The organism is Oceanobacillus locisalsi (assembly GCF_042675985.1).
Classification (GTDB): domain Bacteria; phylum Bacillota; class Bacilli; order Bacillales; family Amphibacillaceae; genus Oceanobacillus; species Oceanobacillus locisalsi.
Genome location: NZ_JBHTKK010000030.1, coordinates 22141 through 46423 on the forward strand (window position 1 = coordinate 22141; position 24283 = coordinate 46423).

At 39.2% G+C, this 24283-nt stretch carries 19 protein-coding genes and 1 pseudogene; 18 read left to right on the top strand and 2 right to left on the bottom strand.

Going from position 1 to position 24283, the window contains the following annotated elements:
• The first annotated feature begins 5 nt into the window (after positions 1-5).
• The 7 genes from ACFQ19_RS17895 to ACFQ19_RS17925 all read left to right on the top strand — a co-directional run bounded on the left by ACFQ19_RS17895 (position 6) and on the right by ACFQ19_RS17925 (position 8028).
• A complete protein-coding gene (locus ACFQ19_RS17895; RefSeq protein ID WP_379594048.1) occupies positions 6-377 on the top strand; it encodes a YisL family protein in 372 nt (123 codons plus the stop codon).
• 210 nt (positions 378-587) lie between these two features.
• The gene (locus ACFQ19_RS17900; RefSeq protein ID WP_379594049.1) at positions 588-2105 is read left to right on the top strand and encodes an alpha-amylase family glycosyl hydrolase; all 1518 of its coding nucleotides are present in this window, start codon (positions 588-590) and stop codon (positions 2103-2105) included.
• 277 nt (positions 2106-2382) lie between these two features.
• Complete coding sequence (locus tag ACFQ19_RS17905; RefSeq protein WP_379594050.1) at positions 2383-3012, top strand: helix-turn-helix domain-containing protein; 630 nt, start codon at positions 2383-2385, stop codon at positions 3010-3012.
• 17 nt (positions 3013-3029) lie between these two features.
• Positions 3030-4196: a rod shape-determining protein RodA gene (rodA, locus tag ACFQ19_RS17910; protein ID WP_379594051.1), complete on the top strand. Its 1167-nt coding sequence runs from the start codon at positions 3030-3032 to the stop codon at positions 4194-4196.
• A gap of 238 nt (positions 4197-4434) precedes the next feature.
• The gene (gene ddlA / locus ACFQ19_RS17915) at positions 4435-5532 is read left to right on the top strand and encodes a D-alanine--D-alanine ligase (RefSeq protein WP_379594052.1); all 1098 of its coding nucleotides are present in this window, start codon (positions 4435-4437) and stop codon (positions 5530-5532) included.
• Between the two features lie 20 nt (positions 5533-5552).
• Positions 5553-5972, top strand: a complete 420-nt coding sequence (locus ACFQ19_RS17920) for a hypothetical protein (RefSeq protein ID WP_379594053.1) — start codon at positions 5553-5555, stop codon at positions 5970-5972.
• A 400-nt stretch (positions 5973-6372) separates the two neighbouring features.
• A complete protein-coding gene (locus ACFQ19_RS17925; RefSeq protein ID WP_379594054.1) occupies positions 6373-8028 on the top strand; it encodes an ABC1 kinase family protein in 1656 nt (551 codons plus the stop codon).
• Positions 8029-8083: 55 nt separating this feature from the next.
• On the opposite strand, the gene guaC is transcribed toward ACFQ19_RS17925, so the two are convergent.
• Positions 8084-9067: a GMP reductase gene (gene guaC / locus ACFQ19_RS17930; protein WP_379594055.1), complete on the bottom strand. Its 984-nt coding sequence runs from the start codon at positions 9065-9067 to the stop codon at positions 8084-8086.
• A gap of 190 nt (positions 9068-9257) precedes the next feature.
• Here guaC and ACFQ19_RS17935 point away from each other — a divergent pair, with 190 nt between their 5' ends.
• Positions 9258-10058, top strand: a complete 801-nt coding sequence (locus ACFQ19_RS17935) for an SDR family NAD(P)-dependent oxidoreductase (RefSeq protein WP_379594056.1) — start codon at positions 9258-9260, stop codon at positions 10056-10058.
• A 49-nt stretch (positions 10059-10107) separates the two neighbouring features.
• Here ACFQ19_RS17935 and ACFQ19_RS17940 read toward each other — a convergent pair whose 3' ends face one another.
• The gene (locus tag ACFQ19_RS17940) at positions 10108-11463 is read right to left on the bottom strand and encodes a DUF5068 domain-containing protein (RefSeq protein WP_379594057.1); all 1356 of its coding nucleotides are present in this window, start codon (positions 11461-11463) and stop codon (positions 10108-10110) included.
• 396 nt (positions 11464-11859) lie between these two features.
• On the opposite strand from ACFQ19_RS17940, the gene ACFQ19_RS17945 reads away from it, so the two are divergent.
• The 10 genes and pseudogenes from ACFQ19_RS17945 (at position 11860) to ACFQ19_RS17990 (ending at position 24187) form a co-directional block, all read left to right on the top strand.
• Entirely contained in the window at positions 11860-13515 is a 1656-nt protein-coding gene (locus tag ACFQ19_RS17945; protein WP_379594058.1) for an LPXTG cell wall anchor domain-containing protein, read from the top strand.
• Positions 13516-13937: 422 nt separating this feature from the next.
• Positions 13938-17795, top strand: a pseudogene (gene essC, locus ACFQ19_RS17950) (type VII secretion protein EssC); the annotation flags it as partial.
• 12 nt (positions 17796-17807) lie between these two features.
• A complete protein-coding gene (locus tag ACFQ19_RS17955; protein ID WP_379594060.1) occupies positions 17808-18230 on the top strand; it encodes a YwqH-like family protein in 423 nt (140 codons plus the stop codon).
• Positions 18231-18232: 2 nt separating this feature from the next.
• Positions 18233-18511, top strand: coding sequence for a TIGR04197 family type VII secretion effector (locus tag ACFQ19_RS17960; protein ID WP_379594061.1), 279 nt, complete (start codon positions 18233-18235; stop codon positions 18509-18511).
• 31 nt (positions 18512-18542) lie between these two features.
• A complete protein-coding gene (locus tag ACFQ19_RS17965; RefSeq protein ID WP_379594062.1) occupies positions 18543-20402 on the top strand; it encodes a T7SS effector LXG polymorphic toxin in 1860 nt (619 codons plus the stop codon).
• A gap of 92 nt (positions 20403-20494) precedes the next feature.
• A complete protein-coding gene (locus ACFQ19_RS17970; RefSeq protein ID WP_379594063.1) occupies positions 20495-21034 on the top strand; it encodes a hypothetical protein in 540 nt (179 codons plus the stop codon).
• 127 nt (positions 21035-21161) lie between these two features.
• Positions 21162-22688: a T7SS effector LXG polymorphic toxin gene (locus tag ACFQ19_RS17975; RefSeq protein WP_379594064.1), complete on the top strand. Its 1527-nt coding sequence runs from the start codon at positions 21162-21164 to the stop codon at positions 22686-22688.
• A 17-nt stretch (positions 22689-22705) separates the two neighbouring features.
• Positions 22706-23482 (top strand): hypothetical protein, encoded by a 777-nt coding sequence (locus ACFQ19_RS17980; protein WP_379594066.1) that lies wholly within the window; start codon positions 22706-22708, stop codon positions 23480-23482.
• 1 nt (position 23483) lies between these two features.
• Positions 23484-23942, top strand: coding sequence for a DUF5085 family protein (locus tag ACFQ19_RS17985; RefSeq protein WP_379594067.1), 459 nt, complete (start codon positions 23484-23486; stop codon positions 23940-23942).
• Positions 23939-24187 (top strand): hypothetical protein, encoded by a 249-nt coding sequence (locus ACFQ19_RS17990; RefSeq protein ID WP_379594068.1) that lies wholly within the window; start codon positions 23939-23941, stop codon positions 24185-24187. Before ACFQ19_RS17985 ends, ACFQ19_RS17990 begins: the two co-directional genes overlap by 4 nt.
• Positions 24188-24283: the final 96 nt, after the last annotated feature.

Consider the following 24283-nt stretch of genomic DNA (forward strand, 5'->3'; position numbering starts at 1 on the left):
CATAAATGACACACATGCATATTACATCGTGGGCTTTGGGATTGATTCTTTTTATTGTTGCTTTGATTCTTTATAAGAAAAGCAGCACGAAGCCTGCAACCATTGTTCATATGATTCTGCGTCTGGTGTATTTATTTATCATCATTACAGGCGGTTTATTGACTTGGGATTATATTCAAGGCTTTGGTATGCCGGAACTTGGAGAAGCCATTGTTAAATCACTTGCCGGTCTGTGGCTGGTTGTGATGATGGAATTAATCCTGGTTTCCTTGAAAAAAGGGAAAGGTACCACAGGAAAATGGATTCAGTTTGCTATCGCACTGATTATTGTGATTGTCTTAGGATTCTTCCGTCTGCCGATGGGCTTTTATTTCTAAAATAAAAATGGATTCAGAACAAAAGAAGTACATAAAGTGCCTCGGTCAAATTGGCTGGGGCACTTTATTTGCTTGGAAGTTCTTGGAGATAATTGTGAACGCTTTTTTACATATTTTCATCAAGGTATGATTTTTAAAGAAAATAAGTGATAATAGAGAGAGTAAATAAAAAGGGCAGATTTTGTTATTAATAGGGGGAAAGAGACATCTATGTTTAAAAAAATAAGTATCGGGATTGCTGCTGTGATAAGTATGTTCATGTGGCAAGCACCTGTTCATGCGCAGAATGAAGATATACATAATGAAGTATTCTATGAAATACTCATTGACCGCTTTAATAACGGGGATACCAGTATAGAAGGAGAGATAGATATTGATGACCCTGATCATTATCATGGCGGTGATTTCCAAGGAATTATCAATCATTTAGATGAATTGAAAGATTTAGGCATTACAACGATTTCTGTATCGCCGATTATGGATAATAAGGAAAACGGCTACCACGGTTATTGGGTGGATGATTTTTATCAGGTCAATCCGCAATTTGGAACCATGGAAGACTTTGAACGCCTTGTATCCGAAGTACATGACCGTGATATGAAGATAACTATGGATCTGGTGTTGAACTATGCTGCTGATACGAATCCGTTAACAGAGGATGCAGATTCAGAAGACTGGTGGCAGGGGACGCCGGATACGGATAATGCCTGGTTGTCCGATACGGTCCAATTTGATTTAACCAATCCGGAAGCGGCTGCATACATGGTAGATGTTGCTTTGTATTGGCAGGAAGAAACAGACGTGGACGGGTTTAACCTGCAGGACGTAGATGTGGCGCCGCAGGCATTTATCGAAGAATTGACAGCTTCCTTGAAAGAAAACGATTCGGATTTTTATCTGATTGGAGATGCAGCTGCTGCCGATACCGAAGAAGCGGAACAATTACTGGAAAGTACATCGCTTGACCTGATGAATAATCCGGATTTGAACCAGGTATTAAGCGAAACGTTTGCAGATAGTGACCGGGATGTTTCTGCGATTTATGATGCGTGGGAAGAGCAGGGTTCTCCGACCGATTTTTATAAGCAGATTGACGGTTTTCAACAGGAGCGGTTCACCAATGCTTTCTCAGAAAATCAACGTAACGCGCTGACAGCCTGGACGCTGGCTTTAACGTATATGTATACCACGCCGGGCGCAACCATGGTGACGCAGGGGACAGAGCTTCCTATGTATGGAATGGACGCGGAAGAATCCCAGCGCCTTGTTCCTTTTAATAGCGGGGATGAAGATTTAAAGGAATTTCATAAACGAATTGCTTCCCTGCATAATGAATTCCCTTCATTAAGATTAGGTGATTTTGAATATGTCGGGTCCGAGGCATCCTTGCTGGTGTTCCGCCGCAGTTATGAAGGCGAAGAGATGTACGTGGCAATTAATAATGGAAGTGAGTCTGCTTATATTGATACAGATAATATCGCATCCGGCATGCAGTTAACCGGAATTTTAGAGGATAATTTAGTTCGTGAAAATGAAGAAGGCAGCTACCGCATCGGTATTCCAAGAGAATCAGTGGAAGTCTATCGTTTAGAAGAAGATAAAGGGATTAATTGGCTGTTTATCGGCTTTATTGCGACCGTCCTGCTGTTATTTGTAGTTGCAGTGGTACTGCTAAAAAGAAAACAGAAACTAAGAGAACGTCAAGAGAATGATAACAGCATTCCGTGACAAGCCAGCTGTTGAGTAAATAATGAAAAAGTATGTAAAAGGAAATGTTCTATTTTCCATTTACATACTTTTTTTAAAGGATAAGAAAGTTTAACTTTTTTCGAAAATAAATTCTCAAACTAGAGATATAGCTGTCCAGCTCTGAGCGTCAAACTTATGTAGGCAATCTAGAGACTGAAATAAAAGTTGCTGCTGTGTTTGACATTTTGTCAACACCTCTCGTATAGTAGAGTAAGTAAAAGAGACATATCTGAAGATAGAAGGGTTTGGAGAAGAAATGAGCCAAAATATAGGAGATTATATAAAAGAACAACTCGACAAAAAACGTATTTCCATGCGCGCATTAAGTAAACAAACAAATATTAATGTCTCCACAATATCTCGAATTATTAACCAGAAGCGTAAACCGACCAACCAGCATTTAATGGAAATTTCAAAAGCGTTGGATATCCCATTTGATACATTGCTGCATAAAACAGGGCTGCCGGTAAAAACAGCAGAGGATCAAACGAGCGATATACAGGATTCCATTGTGATGATTGACCATTTCTTAAAACAATCCGATGAACACTATGAATCTTTTTCAATGGAAAAATTACAAAAGAAACTGCATGACTATGAGAAAAAGGCAGAAACAGAAGCCGGACGCCGCTTGATATTAGATACATTTCAAGAAAAGAAAAAAAGCGCAGGAGATCAGGGCGCTTATATGAAGCAGATATCTACTTTTTTTCACCGTTTTTTTCATAAAAAAGGAACACGTAAAGAGTTGGTATTAATCGGTGCTGCATTAATTTATTTTATCAGCACAGCGGATGTGATTCCAGATTACCTTTTTCCAGTCGGTTATTTAGATGATGCTGTAGCGGTCCAGGTAGTCATGGGCTTTCTTTCCAATAAATATTAGTATGAGGTTTTTCAGATATGAAGCATAAGAAATATCATTTAGATTTCAATATCATCACCATTTTATTTTTATTATTTATAATCAGTTTAATAGCTGTATACAGTGGTTCGGGGCAGTATGCGCAGTCCCAGCCCTATTATTTTGTGATCCGTCAAGTTATCTGGTATATTGCCGGTATTTTAATGATACTGGGGATTGTTTCCTTTGATTATGAGCTTTTGGGAAAACAAGCATTTAGGCTATACGCGATCGGTGTCGTGTTATTAATAGGTGTTCATTTTTTCGGTGTTTTTCGGAATGGTTCCCAGCGTTGGTTAAATTTAGGTGTATTTGAGATACAGCCATCTGAATTTATGAAAATATTTCTTATTATTTACTTAGCAGTTTTACTCGAGAGATATGGTAATCGCAAGCTGTCTTTAAAAACGAGTGTCCAATTAACTGTAAAAATACTGGCAGCAACCTTTATTCCGTTTGTTTTTATATTTTTGCAGCCGGATTTAGGATCAGCTTTGATTATATTGGCCATTGCATTTACAATGATTATTGTTTCCAGTATTTCGGTTAAAGTGATTTTACCGATCCTTATTGCGATTGTGACGTCGATTTCCAGTTTGGTTTTTTTATTCGCTTATAATGAAGATCTTTTTTCACGGTTATTTCAATCGCATCAGATGGACCGGATTTATGGATGGTTAAAGCCTTCGGAGTATGCCTCGGACTACGGCTATCAGCTCCAGCAGGCGATCATGGGGATTGGATCCGGTCAATTAAGCGGATCCGGATTTAATCAGGGGATGCAAATTCAAAACGGAAATGTACCGGAAGCCCATACGGACTTTGTTTTTACAGTGATTGGAGAGGAATATGGCTTCATTGGTGCAAGTGTTTTGATTTTGCTATATTTCCTGCTTTTATATCGCATTACGAAGGTTGCTCATGAAGCAGATAATTTATTTGGTGTTTATCTTTGTGTCGGTATCATTGGCATTCTTGCGTTCCAAGTTTTCCAAAACATTGCCATGACCATCGGATTGATGCCGATCACTGGTATTACTCTGCCTTTTATCAGCTATGGAGGAAGCTCGCTGATAACCAATTTGATTATGATAGGTCTGGTAATCAATGTGCAGATTCGCTCTTCCAACGACCATCTATTTCGAAAAAAGGCCATTCGCGAGTAAGGAAAGAAGAAAGCTGTGAAAATCGTCATCATAGGTTTTGCAGCTTTCTTTTTGCTGATCAGATGCGTGTCTTCTCTGCAGAAAACACGTACTTTTCATGAATTATGGACATTCATCTCCCCTTCCAAAAGGACTCTGTGATAAAATAGCGATACAGGTCAAACAAATTAGGATATAAAAACATATGATATGTTACATATAACATTATGTCATCAGGGTCAACGAGGAGAGGATTTGAATGAAGAAAAAAGTAGGTATTGTATTTGGAGGGAAATCATCCGAGCATGAGGTTTCCTTGCAATCAGCGAAAAATATTGTGGAAGCTATTGATGCAGATAAGTATGACGTCTACCTGTTCGGAATTGATAAACAGGGGAATTGGCATGTGAATGATCGTTCGCATTATTTAATCAATGAAGAAGATCCAAGCCTGATTGCTTTAAATAAAACAGGAGAAGGCATTGCGATTATTCCCGGAGCAGAGGAAAAGCAGATTATCCAGACGGATTCCGATGTCAGCATCGATCAGTTAGATGTTATTTTTCCTATTGTCCATGGTACGCTAGGGGAAGATGGCAGTCTGCAAGGAATGTTACGAATGGCTAATATTCCATTTGTCGGGTCCGGTGTTCTCGGCTCCGCCATCAGTATGGATAAAGACATTGCCAAGCGTTTACTGCTGGATGCAGGTTTGAATGTTGCCAGAGGCTACAGTTTCCGAAAAGCACAGCAAGATGATATATCCTATCAGGCTATTATTGCAGAACTAGGCACGCCGTTATTTATTAAGCCGGCAAATCAAGGCTCTTCGGTCGGCGTACACAAGGTGGAAACCGAAGAAGCATTTTATCATGCCATTCAGGATGCTTTTCTATATGACCATAAAGTGTTAGTAGAAGAGGCTGTCAGCGGAAGAGAAATAGAATGTTCGGTTTTAGGGAATGAACAGCCGGTAGCTTCCGTTCCGGGTGAGATACTTCCAACCGTCGAATTTTACTCGTATGAAGCGAAGTATATTGATGAATCGGGTGCAAACCTGGAAATTCCTGCAAGTTTGGATGACAAGGTGGCAGCACAGATTCAACAGACTGCTGTTCAGGCTTTTGAAGCGTTAAATTGTGAGGGATTGGCTAGAGTAGATGTATTTTTAAAAGAAGATCATACGATTATTATTAATGAAATTAACACATTGCCTGGTTTTACAAAAATAAGTATGTATCCAAAACTATGGGAAGAAAGCGGTATTGCTTATCCGGATCTGATAGAGAGGTTAATTGAACTGGCTATCGATCGGCATGAAAGAGACCGGCAATTAAAAAGTTCTATTCAAAGTTAAAGAAGTAAAAGGATGATTGAATGTCTGGCAACATTGAAGGAGAAAACAGTGTTAAATTGTATTTTCAAAGCAATGCTCCGTCACTGATTTTCCATTTTTTCCTGAGTGTCTTTGCGATGTTTGCCGTGCTTTTCACCAATCAGCTGCAAATTATATTTTATGGTATGTTCATTGTGTATATTTTATTTGGGTTGGCTTTGAAAAACCAAGGGTCCTTATTGAAAAATATAGTATCAGTGTCTCTTGTTTTTATTGTTAATCTGCTAATGTATACACTGGTTCCGATGCTTGTATCGGAAGTGCTTATGTTTTATTCCTTGCCATATCTCTATATTGCTTTTATAAATGGACAATTGATTTATTTAGCTATTATTATTCCTTCTATTTGTATGTTGATTGGATTATATATAAAAATATTGCTGGCACGTTTAAGAAAATAAACATGGATGGAGGAGCTGTTATCATATTCTGAAAGAAACAGCTCCTTTTTGCAAATAGAGGTTTAACACCAAAATTTATAAGCGATTAATGCCTATTTTTTGATAACAGCAACCGCTGCGGAAAAACACTACGCTTTCCATGGGCTTGCGCTCAGCCTCCTCGGTAAAAAGAAGACCGCTTTTTACCTGCGGGGTCTTCCCACTACGCTTTCCCATAGGAGTCTCCGTGTTTTTCCTCCGCTAGCTTCATTAGCTTATTTATGGAATAATATCAACCATAGATTTTTTATGAATAGCTAAAATAGATTGTTGTTTTTCAGATGAGTAATAGTGGGTATACTATACATAGGAATAAACAGGAAGGGAGGGAGCTGTCATTTTTAATACACGTATTCGTCATATGCAACGTTACCGTCAAATCCTCGTTGCCTTTTCCCGTAATGGGTTTGGTTATATTGTCAAAGAATTAGGTCTGCAAAAGGCTGTTTCCTTGCCTGAAAGGGTACTTAGAGGAAAAAAAGAAATACATAGTAAAACAATAGGAGAACGGGTCCGGCTTTTTCTGGAAGAGTTAGGACCGACTTTTGTTAAACTGGGGCAAATTGCAAGCACCAGAAATGACCTGATACCTCAGCATATTATTAAAGAGTTGGAAAAACTGCAGGATCAGGTTGGACAAGTTCCGTATAACGAGATACAGGAAATTATAGAAAGAGAACTAGGAGAGCCGGTTCACACTATTTTTAAAGAATTTTACGAAGCCCCGTTAGCTGCAGCATCAATCGGACAAGTCCATCAAGCTGTTTTACAAAGCGGAGAAGAAGTAGCTGTGAAGGTGCAGCGTCCAAATATTGAGAAGAAAATTCATACGGATTTAGAGATTTTAATGAATTTTGCATCACTCGCTGAAACACGTTTAGACTGGGCCAAGCAATATAAGATTACGGAAATCATTGAAGAATTCAAAGCATCGATTCTGGCTGAATTGGATTATACGCTGGAAGGACGGAACGCGCATAAGATTGCAATGAACTTTAAAAATGATCAGGAAGGTGTCAAAGTCCCTGACGTTTATTGGAAATTTACAACCGGGCGCGTCCTGACGATGGAGTTTGTCAAAGGAATTAAATTGGATGAAAATGTACAGCTGATCCAGGACGGTTATCAGCCAAAAGTGATTGCGGAAAGATTAATTCATAATCTATTTGAGCAGATTTTGCTGGACGGGTTCTTTCATGCAGATCCGCATCCGGGAAATGTGATGATACTGCCCGGCCACCAATTGTTATTTATGGATTTCGGAATGGTCGGCCGGCTGACTCCGTTGATGAAGGATCATTTGACGGATATGATTATCGCACTGGCCCGTCAAAATACACATGCCATTGTGAAGTCCATTTATCGAATGGGTGTTGTTCCTGATGAGGTCAATGATGACATGATGCGTGCAGATATTGAAGAACTCCGGGATAAATATTATGACATTCCATTCAGCCAAGTCAGCTTGGGCGAAGCAGTAAATGATTTGTTCAGTGTGGCTTCCAAACACCAAATTCGTATTCCGGCTGATTTATCGTTAGTCGGGAAAACGCTGATAACGCTGGAAGGTACCGTCGAAAGATTAGATCCGGATATTAGTATTGTGAAAATTGCACAGCCTTTCGCCAAACGACTGATTAAAGAGAAATACCGCCCGAAAAAAATTGCAGAGGAAATCTATGAACAGGCCGACGATTATAAAGACATTGTTTTAGATTTTCCAGAACATGTGAATGCTTTGTATAAGCTGATACGTAAAGGAAAGGTTCCCTTGGAAATATCCGTTTCCAGAGTGGATATGATTCTGAAGAAGCTGGATAGAATCAGTAACCGTTTATCTTTTAGTATTGTCCTGTTATCTTTCAGTATTATTATGGTTGGTTTAATTATTGGTTCCGCTATCTCCGGAGAAGCATCTTATTTCTGGAGTTTCCCAGTTATTGAAATTGGTTTCGTCGTGGCGGTGCTGATGTTTATATGGCTTATCTTTGCGATATTCCGTTCAGGAAGGTTTTAAAGCACGAAAAAAAGCTTATGTTCCCAGACATAAGCTTTTTTTCATAGTCATTTTATTAAAATACTTGATCGCCATTAAAGATAGAGTTTTTCACAACAACATAGTCTACCGTACGGACGGAATCAACATGCTTTCCGCCGGAATATGAAATAGCGGATTGCAGATCCTGTTCCATTTCTGTCAAGGTATCTTGGAGTGCACCTTTATGTTCCACATACATTTTTTTGCCTTCCACGTTTTTCTTTTCCCCTTTTTGAAATTCAGAAGCAGAACCGAAATACTCTTTCAATTTCTTTCCGTCTTTTTCAACTGTTTCACCAGGAGACTCTTCATGACCGGCAAATAAAGAACCGATCATCACCATGGAAGCACCGAAACGTACGGATTTTGCAATATCCCCATGGGTGCGGATACCGCCGTCAGCAATAATTGGTTTGCTGGCAGCTTTTGCACACCAGCGCAATGCAGCCAATTGCCAGCCGCCTGTACCAAAACCGGTTTTAATTTTAGTAATACATACTTTACCAGGTCCGATCCCGACTTTGGTAGCGTCTGCACCGGCATGTTCCAGCTCGCGGACTGCTTCCGGGGTACCGACATTGCCGGCAATTAAAAAGATGTCCGGTAAATGGGATTTAATATGCTTAATCATATTCATAACCGCTTCCGAATGACCATGGGCAATATCAATTGTCATATATTCCGGAACCAGATTATCAGCAGCAAGATCTTCCACAAAACGATATTCTTCTTCTTTCACGCCGACACTGATAGAAGCGATTAAATCTCTTTCATGCATGTCTTTAATAAAATCAACACGCTTTTCCGGCTCAAAGCGGTGCATAATATAGAAATAGTTATTTTCAGCTAAATACGTTGCGATATTTTCATCAATGATCGTCTGCATGTTGGCAGGAACCACTGGTAATTGAAATCTTCTTCCGCCAAACTCAATGGAGGTATCACATTCTGAGCGGCTATTCACCACACATTTTGCGGGAACTAATTGGATATCTTCGTAATCAAACACATTTTCCATTTAAAACACTCCTAAACACGAATAAAATTCGATTGATATATTAAAAACATTCGCTTTTAGTAATTTAACCTAATTATGGGCTTTTGTCAATGGCGAGACATTCTATATCGACAAAATAATTTGAAAAAAGAATGCACATGTTATAATGAAAAATAATTATATCAAAAAATCGTGGAAGGGAGCAGGAAGAATGGCTATATTTTCAAAGGATGCATTAAAAGGAAGACATATTGTTATCACCGGGGCAACGGGCGGAATAGGAAAGGAAACAGCAAAAATCGTGGCGCAGATGGGCGCGAAAGTAACGATTACCGGACGGAATACTGATAAACTTGCACATCTCGAGCAGGAACTTCAAGTATTAACCGATGCTTCAAACCTATTTGTGCAGAAGTCGGATATAACAGATAAAGAAGAAAGAGAGCAATTAGTCAGCAATGCCCGAGAAGCGCTTGGGTTTATTTCCGACCTGGTCAATGCAGCCGGTATTGCCGGAAAAAAGACCGTAGATCAATTGGAAGAATCCGATATTGAATCAATGCTTCATGTGAACTACTTAGCAGCATTTAGTTTAAGCAAAGAAATATATAAGGAAATGCAGGAAAAGAAGCAGGGAAACATTGTCAATGTAGCATCTCTATCCGGTTTGCGGGGCACGCACGGAAACAGCGCCTACGCATCTTCTAAATTTGCGATGATTGGCTGGACACAGTCCATGGCGTTGGAAGCTATTGCCTATAATGTCCGTGTCAACGCAGTTTGTCCCGGTTTTGTCGATACGGAAATGGTACAGAAATTGTTTCAAGCAAATGCAGAAAAAACGAATCAATCGTATGAGCAGGTAAAACAAACGGCGGAGGAATCTTTGCCTTCAGAAAGAATCACAACTCCGGAAGAAGTGGGAAATACAATCGCTTTTCTGCTGACAGATGCGGCACAGAATATTGTTGGCGAATCGGTGAAAATTTCGGGCGGGGCTGTGATGCGTTGAGGAAGAGAAAGACGAATGGTGTAACATCCATTCGTCTTTCTCTTTTTGCTTATTTGAGCTGGAAAGTAACTTCATGTCCTTTGGATATATCTTCTGCATCCATATTTCTCATTGGGCCAACTTCCAATTCCATACTTTTATCTTTCCAAATTTCTTCATACATTTCCTTATCCATTAAGAAAGTTTGCAGCAATTCATCTTTTTCACCTGCTGGAATACTGCTGCTGTTGTCATATGGAACCAACATACCTTCACTTATAAGATACTGTGACCCGTCGTTCACGGTAAGTGTTGAGGTAAGAGAACTTAAACCAATATCCTCGTCCCCTTGGTTATCAATTTCCATTTTTATTGTAGCTGCCACAACGCTGTCTGGATCATCATAACGAATGGCTTCTTCGGCATTAGGTGTGAAATCAACAAATTGATAACCTTCTAATGTAATGGTAACATCCCTCAGATCTTCACTTTGGTCCATTCCATCATCCTGTTCAATCATTTCTTTATCACCTAAATTTTCAGCACTGATACTATCTTGATAAAAATCCTGACTTTCTGTATCTGCATTTTGTTCCACATTTTCATCGTCTAAAGGAAGACTGAATTCAGATCCAGAGCCAATATTGGAAGAAAAGTCGTCAACATCGGTAGTTGGTGTCGGTACGTCAACAACAACATTGCCTTCTGCTAAGATATCATCCAATTCATCTTGGCTAAACGGATAAGCAATATACCCGCTTACTTCCTCTCCAGCTTCTACTAAGTAATCATTATCAGGTGATAATACAGTTGGTAATTGTTCATCTAAAGGAAGAAGTTCCCGATAATTGGAATATATTTTTGTTGCTCCGACATAGTCTATGTCCAGTGACGGCATATAATGTAAATCCTGATCTGAATCATTATTTACCGTATACTTTGCCAGGATAACGCCTCCATCTGTCTGGTCCCCAAAAGGAATACTATAATTGGTATGGAAATCCTCTAATTCTACTAGTTGGTATGCGTCCAATGTTAATGTTAAGCCTTCCATTTCATGAGACTGAGATTCATCGTTCTCAAAAAGTTGTGTAGCGTTACCTTCTGTTTCTTCCTCCATTGTAGAAATTAATGCGTCAAAATCAGCATTAGAAGAATCTGTTTGAGACTGCTCTTCCTCTTCAGAATCTTCTTCTCGCTCTACATTTGCTTCATCGGAAGAATTATTTTCGTTTTCTTCTTGTTCAGGTTGTTCTGCATCTTCTGTCTCTTCCTCTGGTTCTGCCTCCTCTTCTGTTTCGTTTTCTTCTTGATTTGTTTCTTGTTCTTCTGCATCAACAGCTTCTTCATCATCGCTGGATCCGCAAGCAGTTAAAATAAGTGCAAATACTACTGCAAGAAGAACATAAAGCATTCTTTTTGACATCAAATACCTCCATTTTTTGAAATATATATAATAATATCATAATTTAATAAGCTTAAATGGTTAAATTTGAAAATCGGTTCCAATTTAAAGATAAATACCTACATCATTAAAAATTACAGTTCCTGTTACTTAATTGAATAAGAGGATATAGAACGAAAGAAGGAATAGTATATAACCAAATTATGGATGTTTCTATCTATATATTGCTACTAAAAGGGATTACTTTACTTTTTAATAATGAATACTTACTCTAAATAGAAAGATTAACTCTAAATAAAAAATTCTAAAAAAATAATAAAAAGTCTTGATTTTCTATGTTATTTTTTGGTAACGTATCCATAGTTCATTTTTTTTAGTTAAAATTTCATAATAACAGGAAAGGTAGGTACATATTCTATGCCAAAATACGATTACAAAAAACTTATGGACAGAAACAGGAAGCGTTATGCTAAAAAGGTGGCCGGAATTACGCTGTCAGCTTCATTAGCGTTGGGAGTCGGAGCACCCGCAGCAGCCAATGTATTAAGCGATGATGCTTTTCAAAAGACGTTTGGTGTCTCCGTAGCACATGCTGAATCAAGTGATTTAATGGGACAAGATGTTTCGCCATACTTTTATCCTCTCTATAACGAGGAATACGGAGTAACAAACTATAATTTCAATAGTGATTTGGAAATAGGAACTGAAATTAATCTGGATGACTATTCATCGTTAGCTTATATTGTTAAACTTCCAGATGAATTGAGTTATGTTTTCGATGATCCTGCTTTTGAAAATGGATTAACTGGAGGTCAGTATAATTCTGGTAATTTTATGATGACTGGCGGTTTTGTGGATGAAAATGGTGAGGAAGGGGCAATAAATTCCAATGATCATACCCCAGCCGATTATGTAACGATTAATCGTGAGACAAACAGTATTGAGTTTAATCTTTATGGATTTTTAGAAGACAATCAAATCACTAATTTGAGAAACTTCGATTTCAATGTGCCAATTTTCCAAGAAGGAAATTTCCCCATTGCACTAGGAGATTATACCTTTCAATCAGCTTTGGTAGCTGAGGGTAGTGGGGTTGATCTTAATAATATATCTGGTGCAAAGGAAAGTGTGTTATCACCAGAGGAAGGTCCTGAAGGAGAAGACAATACCGACGGGGAAGACGGCTCTGATGAAGGAGAAGACAATACCGATGGGGAAGATGGCTCTGATGAAGGAGAAGACAATACCGACGGAGAAGACGGCTCTGACGAAGGAGAAGACAATACCGACGGAGAAGACGGATCTGACGAAGGAGAAGATAATACCGACGGAGGAGACGGATCTGGCGAAGGAGAAGACAACACCGACGGGGAAGACGGCTCTGATGAAGGAGAAGACAATACCGACGGGGAAGACGGCTCTGATGAAGGAGAAGACAATACCGACGGGGAAGACGGCTCTGACGAAGGAGAAGACAATACCGACGGAGAAGACGGATCTGACGAAGGAGAAGATAATACCGACGGAGAAGACGGATCTGGCGAAGGAGAAGACAACACCGACGGGGAAGACGGCTCTGATGAAGGAGAAGACAATACCGACGGGGAAGATGGCTCTGATGAAGGAGAAGACAATACCGACGGAGAAGACGGATCTGACGAAGGAGAAGACAATACCGACGGAGAAGACGGATCTGGCGAAGGAGAAGACAACACTGACGGGGAAGACGGCTCTGATGAAGGAGAAGACAATACCGGCGGGGAAGATGGCTCTGACGAAGGAGAAGACAATACCGGCGGAGAAGATGGATCTAACGAAAAAGATGACAACACCAGCAAAAAAGAAGATTCTGAGGATAGCAGTACAACGATTACCGGTGGAGACAGTAATGATGATGGAAATAGCTACCAAAAAGATGCTGAACAAAACGGCGTAGAAAAAGCAGAACAGGGTGGCGAGCTACCGAATACGTCTACTAATAACTTTGATATGGTTCTGCTTGGTGGATTAGTTGCTCTATCTGGAGGTTTGCTGTTACTCGTTCCTAAATTCTATAGAAAATTTAAATCTTAATAAAATAAATTATAAAAGTGAGAGCCGGTTTAACTACTGGCTCTTACTTCGTTATTATATGATTTTCGGAGATATTTTTAAATTTTAGTCATTAAATCTTTAGCTACGACACTTACAACTGACTTTTGAATTACCGCCATTCTTTCTTTTATTCTATCTTGAGAGATTGGCAATTTTACATATATTTATATAACATACAAGTGTCGATTCAATGACTTGCTCAGCAAAGAGCATAAGTCCAATCCCCTATGAATTCTTCTCGCTTTAGTAGAAACTAGTATTATAACAACTTGTATCATCCACACTCTTTCCATTCTTGCATCTCACGCTTGTATCATATAATCGGTTAATAAAACTGAAAATATATCGAAATTAAAATATGGCTATTCGTTATTTCAATTACTATATCTCTATTAAAATCTTACCATCGCTCCCCAAGAATTATTTATAGAGAACCGACAGATCAACACGTTATTGCCAAACCTGCGGGCAAGCCATCGAAGCCGAGTGAACAGCTCGGACGTACTATTGTCCCGCCGCTAGTCATGATTGCGGCATTGGTTATTGTATCGATTATTCAGCCAAGAGGCATCTTTATTATTGTGATGCTGGCGATGACCGTCACCACCATTATTTTTGCCATCACATCTTATGTGAAAAATGTGAGAAAGTATAAAGCGGATATGAAAGAACGTGACAAGACCTATCGAGAATACTTACAACGTAAGACAGAAGAATTGTATCATGTTACAGAAGAGCAGCGGCATGCGTTGAATTACCATTATCCGAATGTTGCACAAATCCGTCAGATGGCTAAGGAAGTCAATGCGAGAATATATGAAAAAACATTATTTCACCATGATTTTCTCCATTATCGTGTTGGTCTCGGCAAGGTGGATTTAAGTTTTGAGATTGATTTTAAAGATGAAGAGTTCGATAAAGAGAAAGATGAACTCGTCGATGCATCCCGTGAGCTTTATTCGCAATACAGGGAAATCGAAAACGTTCCTGTGGTGACTTCTCTGATGAACGGGCCAGTCGGTTATATCGGCACACGTCATCTGGTTCTGGAACAATTGCAATTATTAGTGATGCAGGCAGCACTTTTCCACAGCTACCATGATGTCCAATTTATCACGATTTTCCCAGAAGAAGAAAAGAAGGAATGGGACTGGATGCGCTGGCTGCCACATGCCAGTCTGCAGGGCGTGAACATCCGCGGTTTTGTGTACCATGAACGTTCCCGCGACCAGGTGCTTCATTCTCTGTATCAAATTCTGAAAGAACGTCAGCTTGTTTTAGATGAGAAATCAAATAAAAATGAAAAAACCTATTTCAAACCGCATTATGTTGTTTTGATTACAGATGAGAAACTTATTTTAGACCATACCATCATGGAATTTTTCAATGAAGATCCAAGCGAACTCGGTGTTTCTCTAGTCTTTGTCCAGGATGTGATGGAATCCTTGCCAGAACATGTGACAACTGTCGTTGATATCAGAGACATCAAAAACGGGAATATTTTACTGGAAGAAGGGGAACTGGTCAATAAACATTTTACCTTGGACCACTTTCCACAAGGGTTTCAGAAGGAAGACGTCTCTCGAGCCCTGGCACCATTGAATCACTTACAGAGCCTGAAAAACTCTATTCTAGAAAGTGTCTCCTTTCTGGAAATGTACGGAATAGAAAAAGTGGAAGAGCTTCGGATAGCCAGACGGTGGCAGGAGAATGAAACCTATAAGAGTTTGGCTGTGCCGTTGGGTTTGCGCGGAAAAGACGATATTGTCAATTTAAACCTGCATGAAAAAGCGCACGGGCCGCACGGTCTGGTCGCAGGAACAACCGGTTCCGGGAAATCCGAAATCATTCAGTCTTACATTATCTCGCTTGCGGTGAATTTCCATCCTTATGAAGTGGCCTTTCTATTGATTGACTATAAAGGCGGCGGGATGGCGAACTTATTTAAAAATATGCCGCATTTACTCGGAACCATCACCAACCTCGATCACGTGCAATCGATGCGTGCGCTCGCTTCCATTAAAGCGGAGTTGAAAAAACGCCAGCGCTTATTCGGGGAACATGACGTCAATCACATTAACCAGTATCAAAAGCTGTTTAAACAGGGCAAAGCGCAAGAAGCAATGCCGCATTTATTCCTGATTTCCGACGAATTCGCCGAGCTGAAATCCGAACAGCCGGATTTTATGAAAGAACTTGTCTCTACCGCCCGTATCGGACGTTCCCTCGGCATTCATCTGATTCTAGCAACGCAAAAGCCGAGCGGTGTCGTGGACGACCAGATCTGGTCGAACTCGAAATTCAAGCTGGCATTGAAAGTCCAAAATGCGAGTGATTCCAATGAAATTCTGAAAACACCGGATGCAGCGGAAATTACTCTGCCTGGACGCTCGTACTTACAGGTCGGCAATAATGAAATCTATGAACTGTTCCAAAGTGCATGGAGCGGTGCGGATTATGTGCCGGATAAAGAAGACCACGAACAAGTGGACACAACGATTTACGCCATCAACGAACTGGGCCAGTATGATATTTTAACGGAAGACTTAAGCGGTCTGGACAAAAAAGAATCGATTGAAAAAGTACCGACCGAATTGGAAGCGGTGATTGATTATATGCACGATTACGCAGAAGAGCAGGCGATTGAGCCATTGCCGCGACCGTGGCTGCCGCCGTTACCTGAGCGTGTCTATGCAGAAGACTTGCACCCGGTGAACTTTGAAGAAGCCTGGCAGGAACCGAAAAAACCGATGCATGCCATGATTGGCCTGTTAGACCAGCCGGAATTACAGGCGCAGGAACCGCATTCGCTCGACCTGACAAAGGATGGCCATATTGCGATTTTCTCCAGTCCCGGATACGGAAAATCAACGTTCCTGCAATCTCTGGTTATGGATTTAGTCAAACAGCATAGCCCGGAACACCTGCATGTGTATTTATTGGATTTTGGCACGAACGGCTTATTGCCATTGAAAAACTTTCCGCATGTCGCCGACACGATGCTGATGGATGAAGTGGAGAAAATAGGCAAGTGGATGCGTCTCTTAACCAACACCATTCGGGAACGGAAACAGAAATTAAGCCGATACGGTGTGGCCACGATGGACATGTATGAAAAATCCAGCGGCGAAACGGTTCCGAACCTCTTTATCGCGATTGATAACTTTGATTCCGTGCGGGAAGCGGACTTTGGAGAGGAATTCGAGAAACTGATTACGCAAATTGCGCGCGAAGGAGCAAGCATCGGCGTGCATCTCGCTATCAGCGCCGGCAGACAGAATGCGCTGAAAATGCCGCTGCAATCTAACATGAAAATACAAGTCGCTCTATATCTGATTGACCAGTCGGACATGCGCTCGATTGTGGGAAGGACCGAATTGGAGATTGAAGAAATCACCGGGCGAGGCATCGTCAAACTGGAAGAGCCGACCTTGTTTCAAGCGATGCTCCCAGCACAAGGAGAGGAAGCTCTTGCGGTGATTGACGCGATTCAAGATACGGCCAAACGGATGGATGCCCACTGGCAAGGAGAAAGACCAGAGCCGATTCCGATGATGCCGGAAGGAGCGATTGATTTTGAACAGTTCCGGAAGACGAAGAAAACGAAGGAATTGGTTGAGAAGCAGCAGCTTCCGCTTGGTCTGGAGTTTGAAGAGGTGACGCCGCTTGCGTTCGACCCGGCGCAGTTTGGGTTCTTAACCGTCTCCAGCGATCGAAAAGACGGCTTGGATAAATTGACGCATGCCATGGCGAAAAATATGACCATGGTAAAAGCTGCGTACCATACCATACTCATCGATACCAATGACCAGCCGCTCGCAGATACAGGAAATCAATTAGATGCTTACTATGCAGAAGCTGCGGACATTAATACCATCAAAGAAGAACTCATCACAGAAATCCGCAACCGGAAGCAGGGGGAAGCAGACCAGACTAAATGGCTGGTGATGATCAAAGATTTGAAAGACTTTTCCACTCGAAGTGAGTTGGATATGGATGAACCGTCGTTATTATGGGAAGAAGGACCATCTGTCGGGATTTACTTTATCGTATGTGGTGATTACGGCTTTATCGGCAGCAGTTTTGAAGCAGGAGCGAAGTATATCCGCAGACAGTCCAGCGTTGGTTTATTCGCGATGAAGATAAGTGATCAGGATATTTTCAGTCAGCCGTTCATGCGAAAAGAAAAATATCCAAACGCCTATGAATGTTATTATTTGATGGATTATGAACATATGAAAATAAAAATTCCGGAGTAAGGAGGAGTGTAGATGAGCAGTGATGAATTGAGTAACTTACAAACAAAGAAGACAAGAATGAATCATGATATCTCGATTGCAAGGGAAAAGGTTTCCGCTGCGGAGGGCAGAGTCAAACGGCTGCAAACCATCTCTAGTTCTTTGCAGACAAGTATTCATAGTTTAAGAAATCTCAAATCGGAAGCGGACGGCTTTGAAGTAACAAAGTCAAAATGGGAAGGCAATCAGGAGAATCAGTTTGAAACAAAATATAATTCCCATGGGGTATATTTAGAAACCTATGAATCAGATACGGTGAAAGCCAAACAGCGAATTGATGATGACCTTGAAATGGCCAGACAGGAAAAAGCACAGGCAGATATGGGATTGACCGATCTTCAATTTAACCTGGCTAACTTAGAATTAGATATCAAAGAAGCGAAGGAGGATGCATAGATATGGCGGAAGAAGTGAGTATTAATAAAGATAAGTTTGAATTGAATATTTCTAACTTACGCAAAGCTGTTTTTAATATTAACAGTAGAATTGCAGCAGGTAGAGAGTTTGAAGCAACAAATCTTGAACCGTTCTTGGATGACTTAGAAACAACAATTGATGCTATCAAGTTGTTAGAAAGATATAAACAAATGTTGGACGCTGACATTAAAATATTGGATAGTGTTGGTGAAAAAATGGTGGAGAATGATGAACAGATAGCACAGTCAACTGGCTCTTAAATGTTGGAAATAAAAATAGGAGGAATACCAAATGAGTCAAAAAGTGGATATATCTGAGGTAACTCGTTTTTCTAATGATTTACAACAAGTTTCAGAAGAAATTCAATCTAGCCTAATTAAGGTAAAAAAAGAAATTGACGCGCTTGCTGGTCTGGATTCTTTTTCCGGGAAAGCAGCAAAAGAAGCGAAGCAATATTTTAGCGGGATGCATGAAACGATAACGGAATCATTTCGAGGTTTGTTTGATGACTTAGAAACCAATTTGGAACAGCACTTGGAAGCATTCCGTTCAGAAGTGGATGTAAGCGAGACAGCTATCATCCGAAGCAATTACTTACAAGATGTCCAGGAAAACGTAAACGATCTTTTTGAAGATTTGGTTAAGCAGGATGAAATTATTCATGATACTATACAGGAAGTGTCTGATATTTCTTCCGCGACGCCGCCGTCTTTTTCAGATGTGAATGATTACCAAAACCAGACAATGAAAATACTAAAGGAAGTAAAAGAGGATTTAACTTCCTTTAACAGTAAAGGCAATGAGATAGATGTCAAAACAATCATCAGCCAAATTGAGTCATCCATGAATAAGGCACAATCAAGTGAAGGACAAGCACGTTTTTCGAATTTTGAAGGAGCGTCTAAAGTTGATGCATTAGCGAAGTTGCAGGATTATAATGCGGATAAGCAAGAAGAGAGGAAAAACAAAATTGATTCTCTTCAGAAGAAATTAGCAAACGGGGAAGAGCTGAGTTATACAGAAAGAGAAATCCTTTATCAGCATATTCAAAAAAACGTATTAGATGAATATGATCGTGCACATATGAATGAGATATCTATCTACATGCAGCATGATAATGAAAAATTAACAGAATATATGAATGAAGAGGTATTAGCTAGTGAGCAATCGTTAGAAAACGAAATCGTTATTCTTGAGCAGTATTTATTTGCAGGGAATGAACGTCCAAGTGACTTGACAGGGAAAACGGAAGACCGTGTTGCATTAAGAAGCTATCTGGATGTTCTAAAAAATCATCATACTGCCATTAATGAGGTAAGCGAAGAAATGGACTGGGATCGAAATAAAGATGACCCTTTACTTGCCCGTATTGAATATGCAAATTTTGCATTCACAGGAGACTCAGAGGTTACGCCAAACAGTCATTTGGAGTCTGATATTACCATTCATTTACACCAGGATACGAGTGAAGATAAAGGTATCAGCAGGGAAGAGTTTCTTGAAATGGAACTGCCTCTGTTGGTTCGTCGTAATCATTCCGAAATTGAATATTACTATGGCGGAGATGCTGTAACGGATTTGATGCATAAGGAAGGGAAGGAACTTGAGGAGGAAGTGGATACGATGACTGGAGAATTTTTGGGATCAGAGATTTTGGGATATTCTTTAGAGGCTGGGGGGCGTGCTTTTAATGTTTTCGGTAATGTAGCTTTAAGCACTGGTAATTTCCTTAGTGACAAAAAAGAAAAAGAAGATAGTTTGAAATGGAGCGAAATCAAAAATACAGCAAATAAGTTTAATTTGGAAATTAAAATAAATACAAGGGATGTTCCAGGGAGTCCAAAGAATGAACAAGTTGAATTGAATCCTTCAGAATTGACACAGGAGCAAATGGAGCGTTGGCAAGCTATTCATATAGAAGAACCAGATTTTCCATATGATGAAGAGGCAATGAAAACACAGGATTGGAAAAAGATGTATGACCTTTTATATGATGATGAGGATGGAAAAGTAGAGAATGGAGATGTAAAGGAACCAAAAGAAAAGGAAAGTCTGAACGAACACCATATAGAATTACTTCATTACATGATTAGTGGAAAGCCAGAAGAGGATAACGATACTGTATTAAAATTATGGAATAGAGATAGATAGTATTATATTAATTAGTTTAAAAAACGAATCATTTAGGTGGTTTAATTAACTTTTATTATGTTAAAAAAGAAGTTTATGTAAAGGAGAAGTCTATGAAAAAAATCATCATTCCCATATTTATTGTGATTATTGCTTTACTGCTTGTCTCTTGTGAGGATAAGGATGAGGTAGCAGATGAGATTGTAGAATTTTACAATGAAGAGTGGGTACCTATTAATGATATGAAAGAAAAAGGAATGGCGGACATACCTTTGGAGCTTACTAGGTTAGAAGAAGAAGGTGAATCAGACGAGGTTATTGGTTTAATTAAGGATGAAATAATCCCACTTTTGGATAGGGTGATGGAACGTCTCAAATCAGTAAATCCAAAGAATGAAAAAATAGAAAAAATGATTGATTTGCAGATTGAAGCGGAGGAATTTTCTAAGAATATATTCGGAGAAGCTAGAACTTATTATGAAAATGATAATGTTACTGATCAAGATATAGAGCAATATAATGAGGAACTAGATGAGAAATATCAGGAAGTCCTAGATTATAGAGATGAATTAATGGAAGAATACAATCTTGAACAAATAGAAAAAAAAGATAGAGATAGTAACTTTTACAAGCTAAAACGTGAGGAAGATTAATATAAAATTACTAGATAGAAAAGACAGATTCCATAGTTGAAATCTGTCTTTTTTATCCTTCTTATCTTTAAACTAGAAGAAACATAATTTTTAGAAATATTAGGATAACGCAGTACATAAAACCAACTTGGAGCAACATCTGGAAGCCTTCCGTTCGGGTGTGGATGTTAGTGAAACGGCCGTCATCCGAAGCAATTATTTACAAGATGTTCAGGAAGACGTGAATGAACTTTATGAAGATTTAGTTACACAAGATGAAATCATTCATGATACGATTCAAGAGGTATCCGATATTTCGTCCGCAACACCGCCATCTTTTTCCGATATAGCCGATTATAAAACCAAGGTAATGAAGAAATTGAAGGAAGTGGATGAAGATTTAGCTTCCTTCACCAGTACAGGTGATGAGACAGATGTCCAAGCTATCATGAGCCAGATAGAGGCAGCGATGAATCGTGCGCAAACGAGTAAAGGGAAAGCAAGGTTTGCGGATTTTGAAGGAGCTTCTCAAGGCAGTGATTTAGGGAAATTACAGGCGTATAGTCACGAGAAAAAAGAAGAAAGATCCGCAGCTGTTTCGAGAATGGATGAGGAAAATATTGATGAAATGTCCATGTCCGAAATTAAGCAAGCAAAGGATGCAGAATTAAGTGACTTAGAAGATGGCTCCGGAGAAATATTGAATATGGCGTATAACGACTTAAGAGATGGAGAGATGGATAAGCAAACATATGTTGAGGTTCGGGACGGCCTTAAAAATTTTGATAAAGAATATAAAAAAGGAAAGGAAGACTTCGAAGTTTCTGAGATACTGATGAATTATATAGGTGGTAAAGAAAAAGAGAACGATGTTAATAATAAAGAACTAGAGGCGTTAAAGGATCTAGCGGCCTATGGTTCATCTATAATCGCAGGAACGACATCAAGCGCAGCTATAGCAAAGGCAGCACAAGATAAAGGATTAAGTGTATCTGAATATACCAAGAATGGAAAAGTTACCTATCGTATTAATGCTTCAGAAAATGCATTAAAAGAGTTGGGGGTAAAACCGGACCATCATGCAGCAAGAGATTTTAAAAAACAGAAAAAAAGCGGTAAACCAAAAACGGCTCTGAACTATCCTGAAAATAGAACCGGGAAGCAAGTTTGGTCCAAAGTGGGACAAGATGCAGTTAAAAATTACCCGGAAATAGCATCTTATAATGATAAAGCGTCGAACTGGGATAAATTTAAATCCGTTGGGAAAGCAACATATAGAGGAGGAAAAGATAGTTTTACTGACCTAAACCCTAAGAATATTCGTAGCAATGGAACCTTAAGAACTGCAGGGAAAGCATTAGGTCCAGTAGGTGTAGGGTTAAATTATTATGGTAACTATAATGACGCTAGGGCAGAAGTGTTAACTGGAGCAGAAGCCTATACCCGTGCTACTGTTGATACTACGATTGATACAGCGGTTAGTGGAGGAGTTCAAGCAGGTTTTACAGCTGCGGGAACTGCTTTTATTCCGATTCCTGGTGTCGGAACGGCGATAGGGGCAGCTGCAGGTATTGGTATGAACTGGCTTTTAAATCAAGATTTTGGTAGTAAAGGTAAATCTGTAATGGATAGAGCAAAAGGTGCAATTCATAAAATAAAGGGATGGTTTAGCTAGTATACGGAGGGAAAGTAATGTTACTGAACAAATTAAAGGAAGAAGACTTTACAGTTTTAAAAGGATCACTGGAATCAGGAAGGCAAAGTCCGAACTCTTTAGGCGGAATGTTAATTCTAGCCATTTTTTTGCAAAGTCTTTTATTTATTGTAATTTATATGGTTGGTGGAGATCGTTCCAGTTTTCCAAATAAAGATATTTTATTCATGGTACATCTAGTGGTAACAATTGTAGTTATTGTTTTATCTATTGTTTATGCAATACCATATATATATATGAAATATCAAAAAACTCAATATATGTTAACAATAATTGTATCTCAGAATTTATTTGGAATATCTTTCTATATATGTGCTTTGCTTTTTATTGGAAAAAATAGAGATATCACTACAAACTCTCTAATGATGTTTACTTATGTGACGTTGATAATTGGGGGGTTGATATTTATTTCTACTTGTATTCGTTTCTATATCTTGTTACGAAAAGGAAGTTACCGCACGGGAACGAAAAAAGATAGATTAAGGGGGAAGTTTGAAAAGAAATCTTATTTGCCAATGGTAATAATAGGGAGTATCGGTTTAGTATTTATCCTTCAATATTTAGTCAGAACGTTTGGCCTGGAAGGCATAGATACAATTGTAATGATGACTCTATTTATATCACTTTTCTACGCTATGCTCTTTGTCCTCCCAGAACAACTAGTTATATTATATTGTAAATATCGTTTTGACAGTTTTAATTTTAAAGAAGATGGAACTTTAAAACCAATGGGTAATGATAGAAAGGATGCTTAATATGCATATGGAAAAGCACTCACTTATTTTTGATAACTTACTAGTCTATGAAACGAAGCAATTACGAGAAGACTGGCAACAGGGCTTTTTTCTTATGGAGGATTTTACGCTTACGGCAGGTATTTATAAGAATGGGCCAACGTTTTTCTCTGTTACATCCGAAGAAAATGAAGATGAGTTTGGTCATTTTACTTATTATTTACCAATTAATGAACCGGTCAAACTAGCTGATGAAACAGACTTCTATTTTCAAGAAAGGTTTTATATCCAAGAAGCACTAGTTATGCGTCAAGCTGACGAAGCAGTTGACTTTCATACAGCTTATAAGGAGATAAAAACTTATGCAAGAAAGAATCATATTCTCTTAGAAGACACGTTTTATTGTATTTTATTAGAAGTGTTTGATGACTATATTATTGATTTATATGTACCGATAAAAGATAGGAGCGATCTGAAATGATTGTTGATCATCATATTGCCCATCGTAATGTTGTTTCGAAATATTATAGTTTTTTACCTGATGAAATAGATATAGCAATAAATGATTTTCAGGAAATTTTGGAAAGACACGGCTACCATTCAGATGGTAGAATACTCTTCTCCATTCTTAGTGATCCGACAAGTGAGATAATGGATGCTGAAATATTTTTACCTATCACGGAAGATAATTTTATAAGTAAGCGTAAAATAGCCCACACCTATTAAAAGGTATGGACTATTGTTATGATTTATTTAGATTGATTGGGAACACGACATTCCTCAGGAAGAGTCGGTGACCAAGGTAAGAGGTGAGCTAATTTT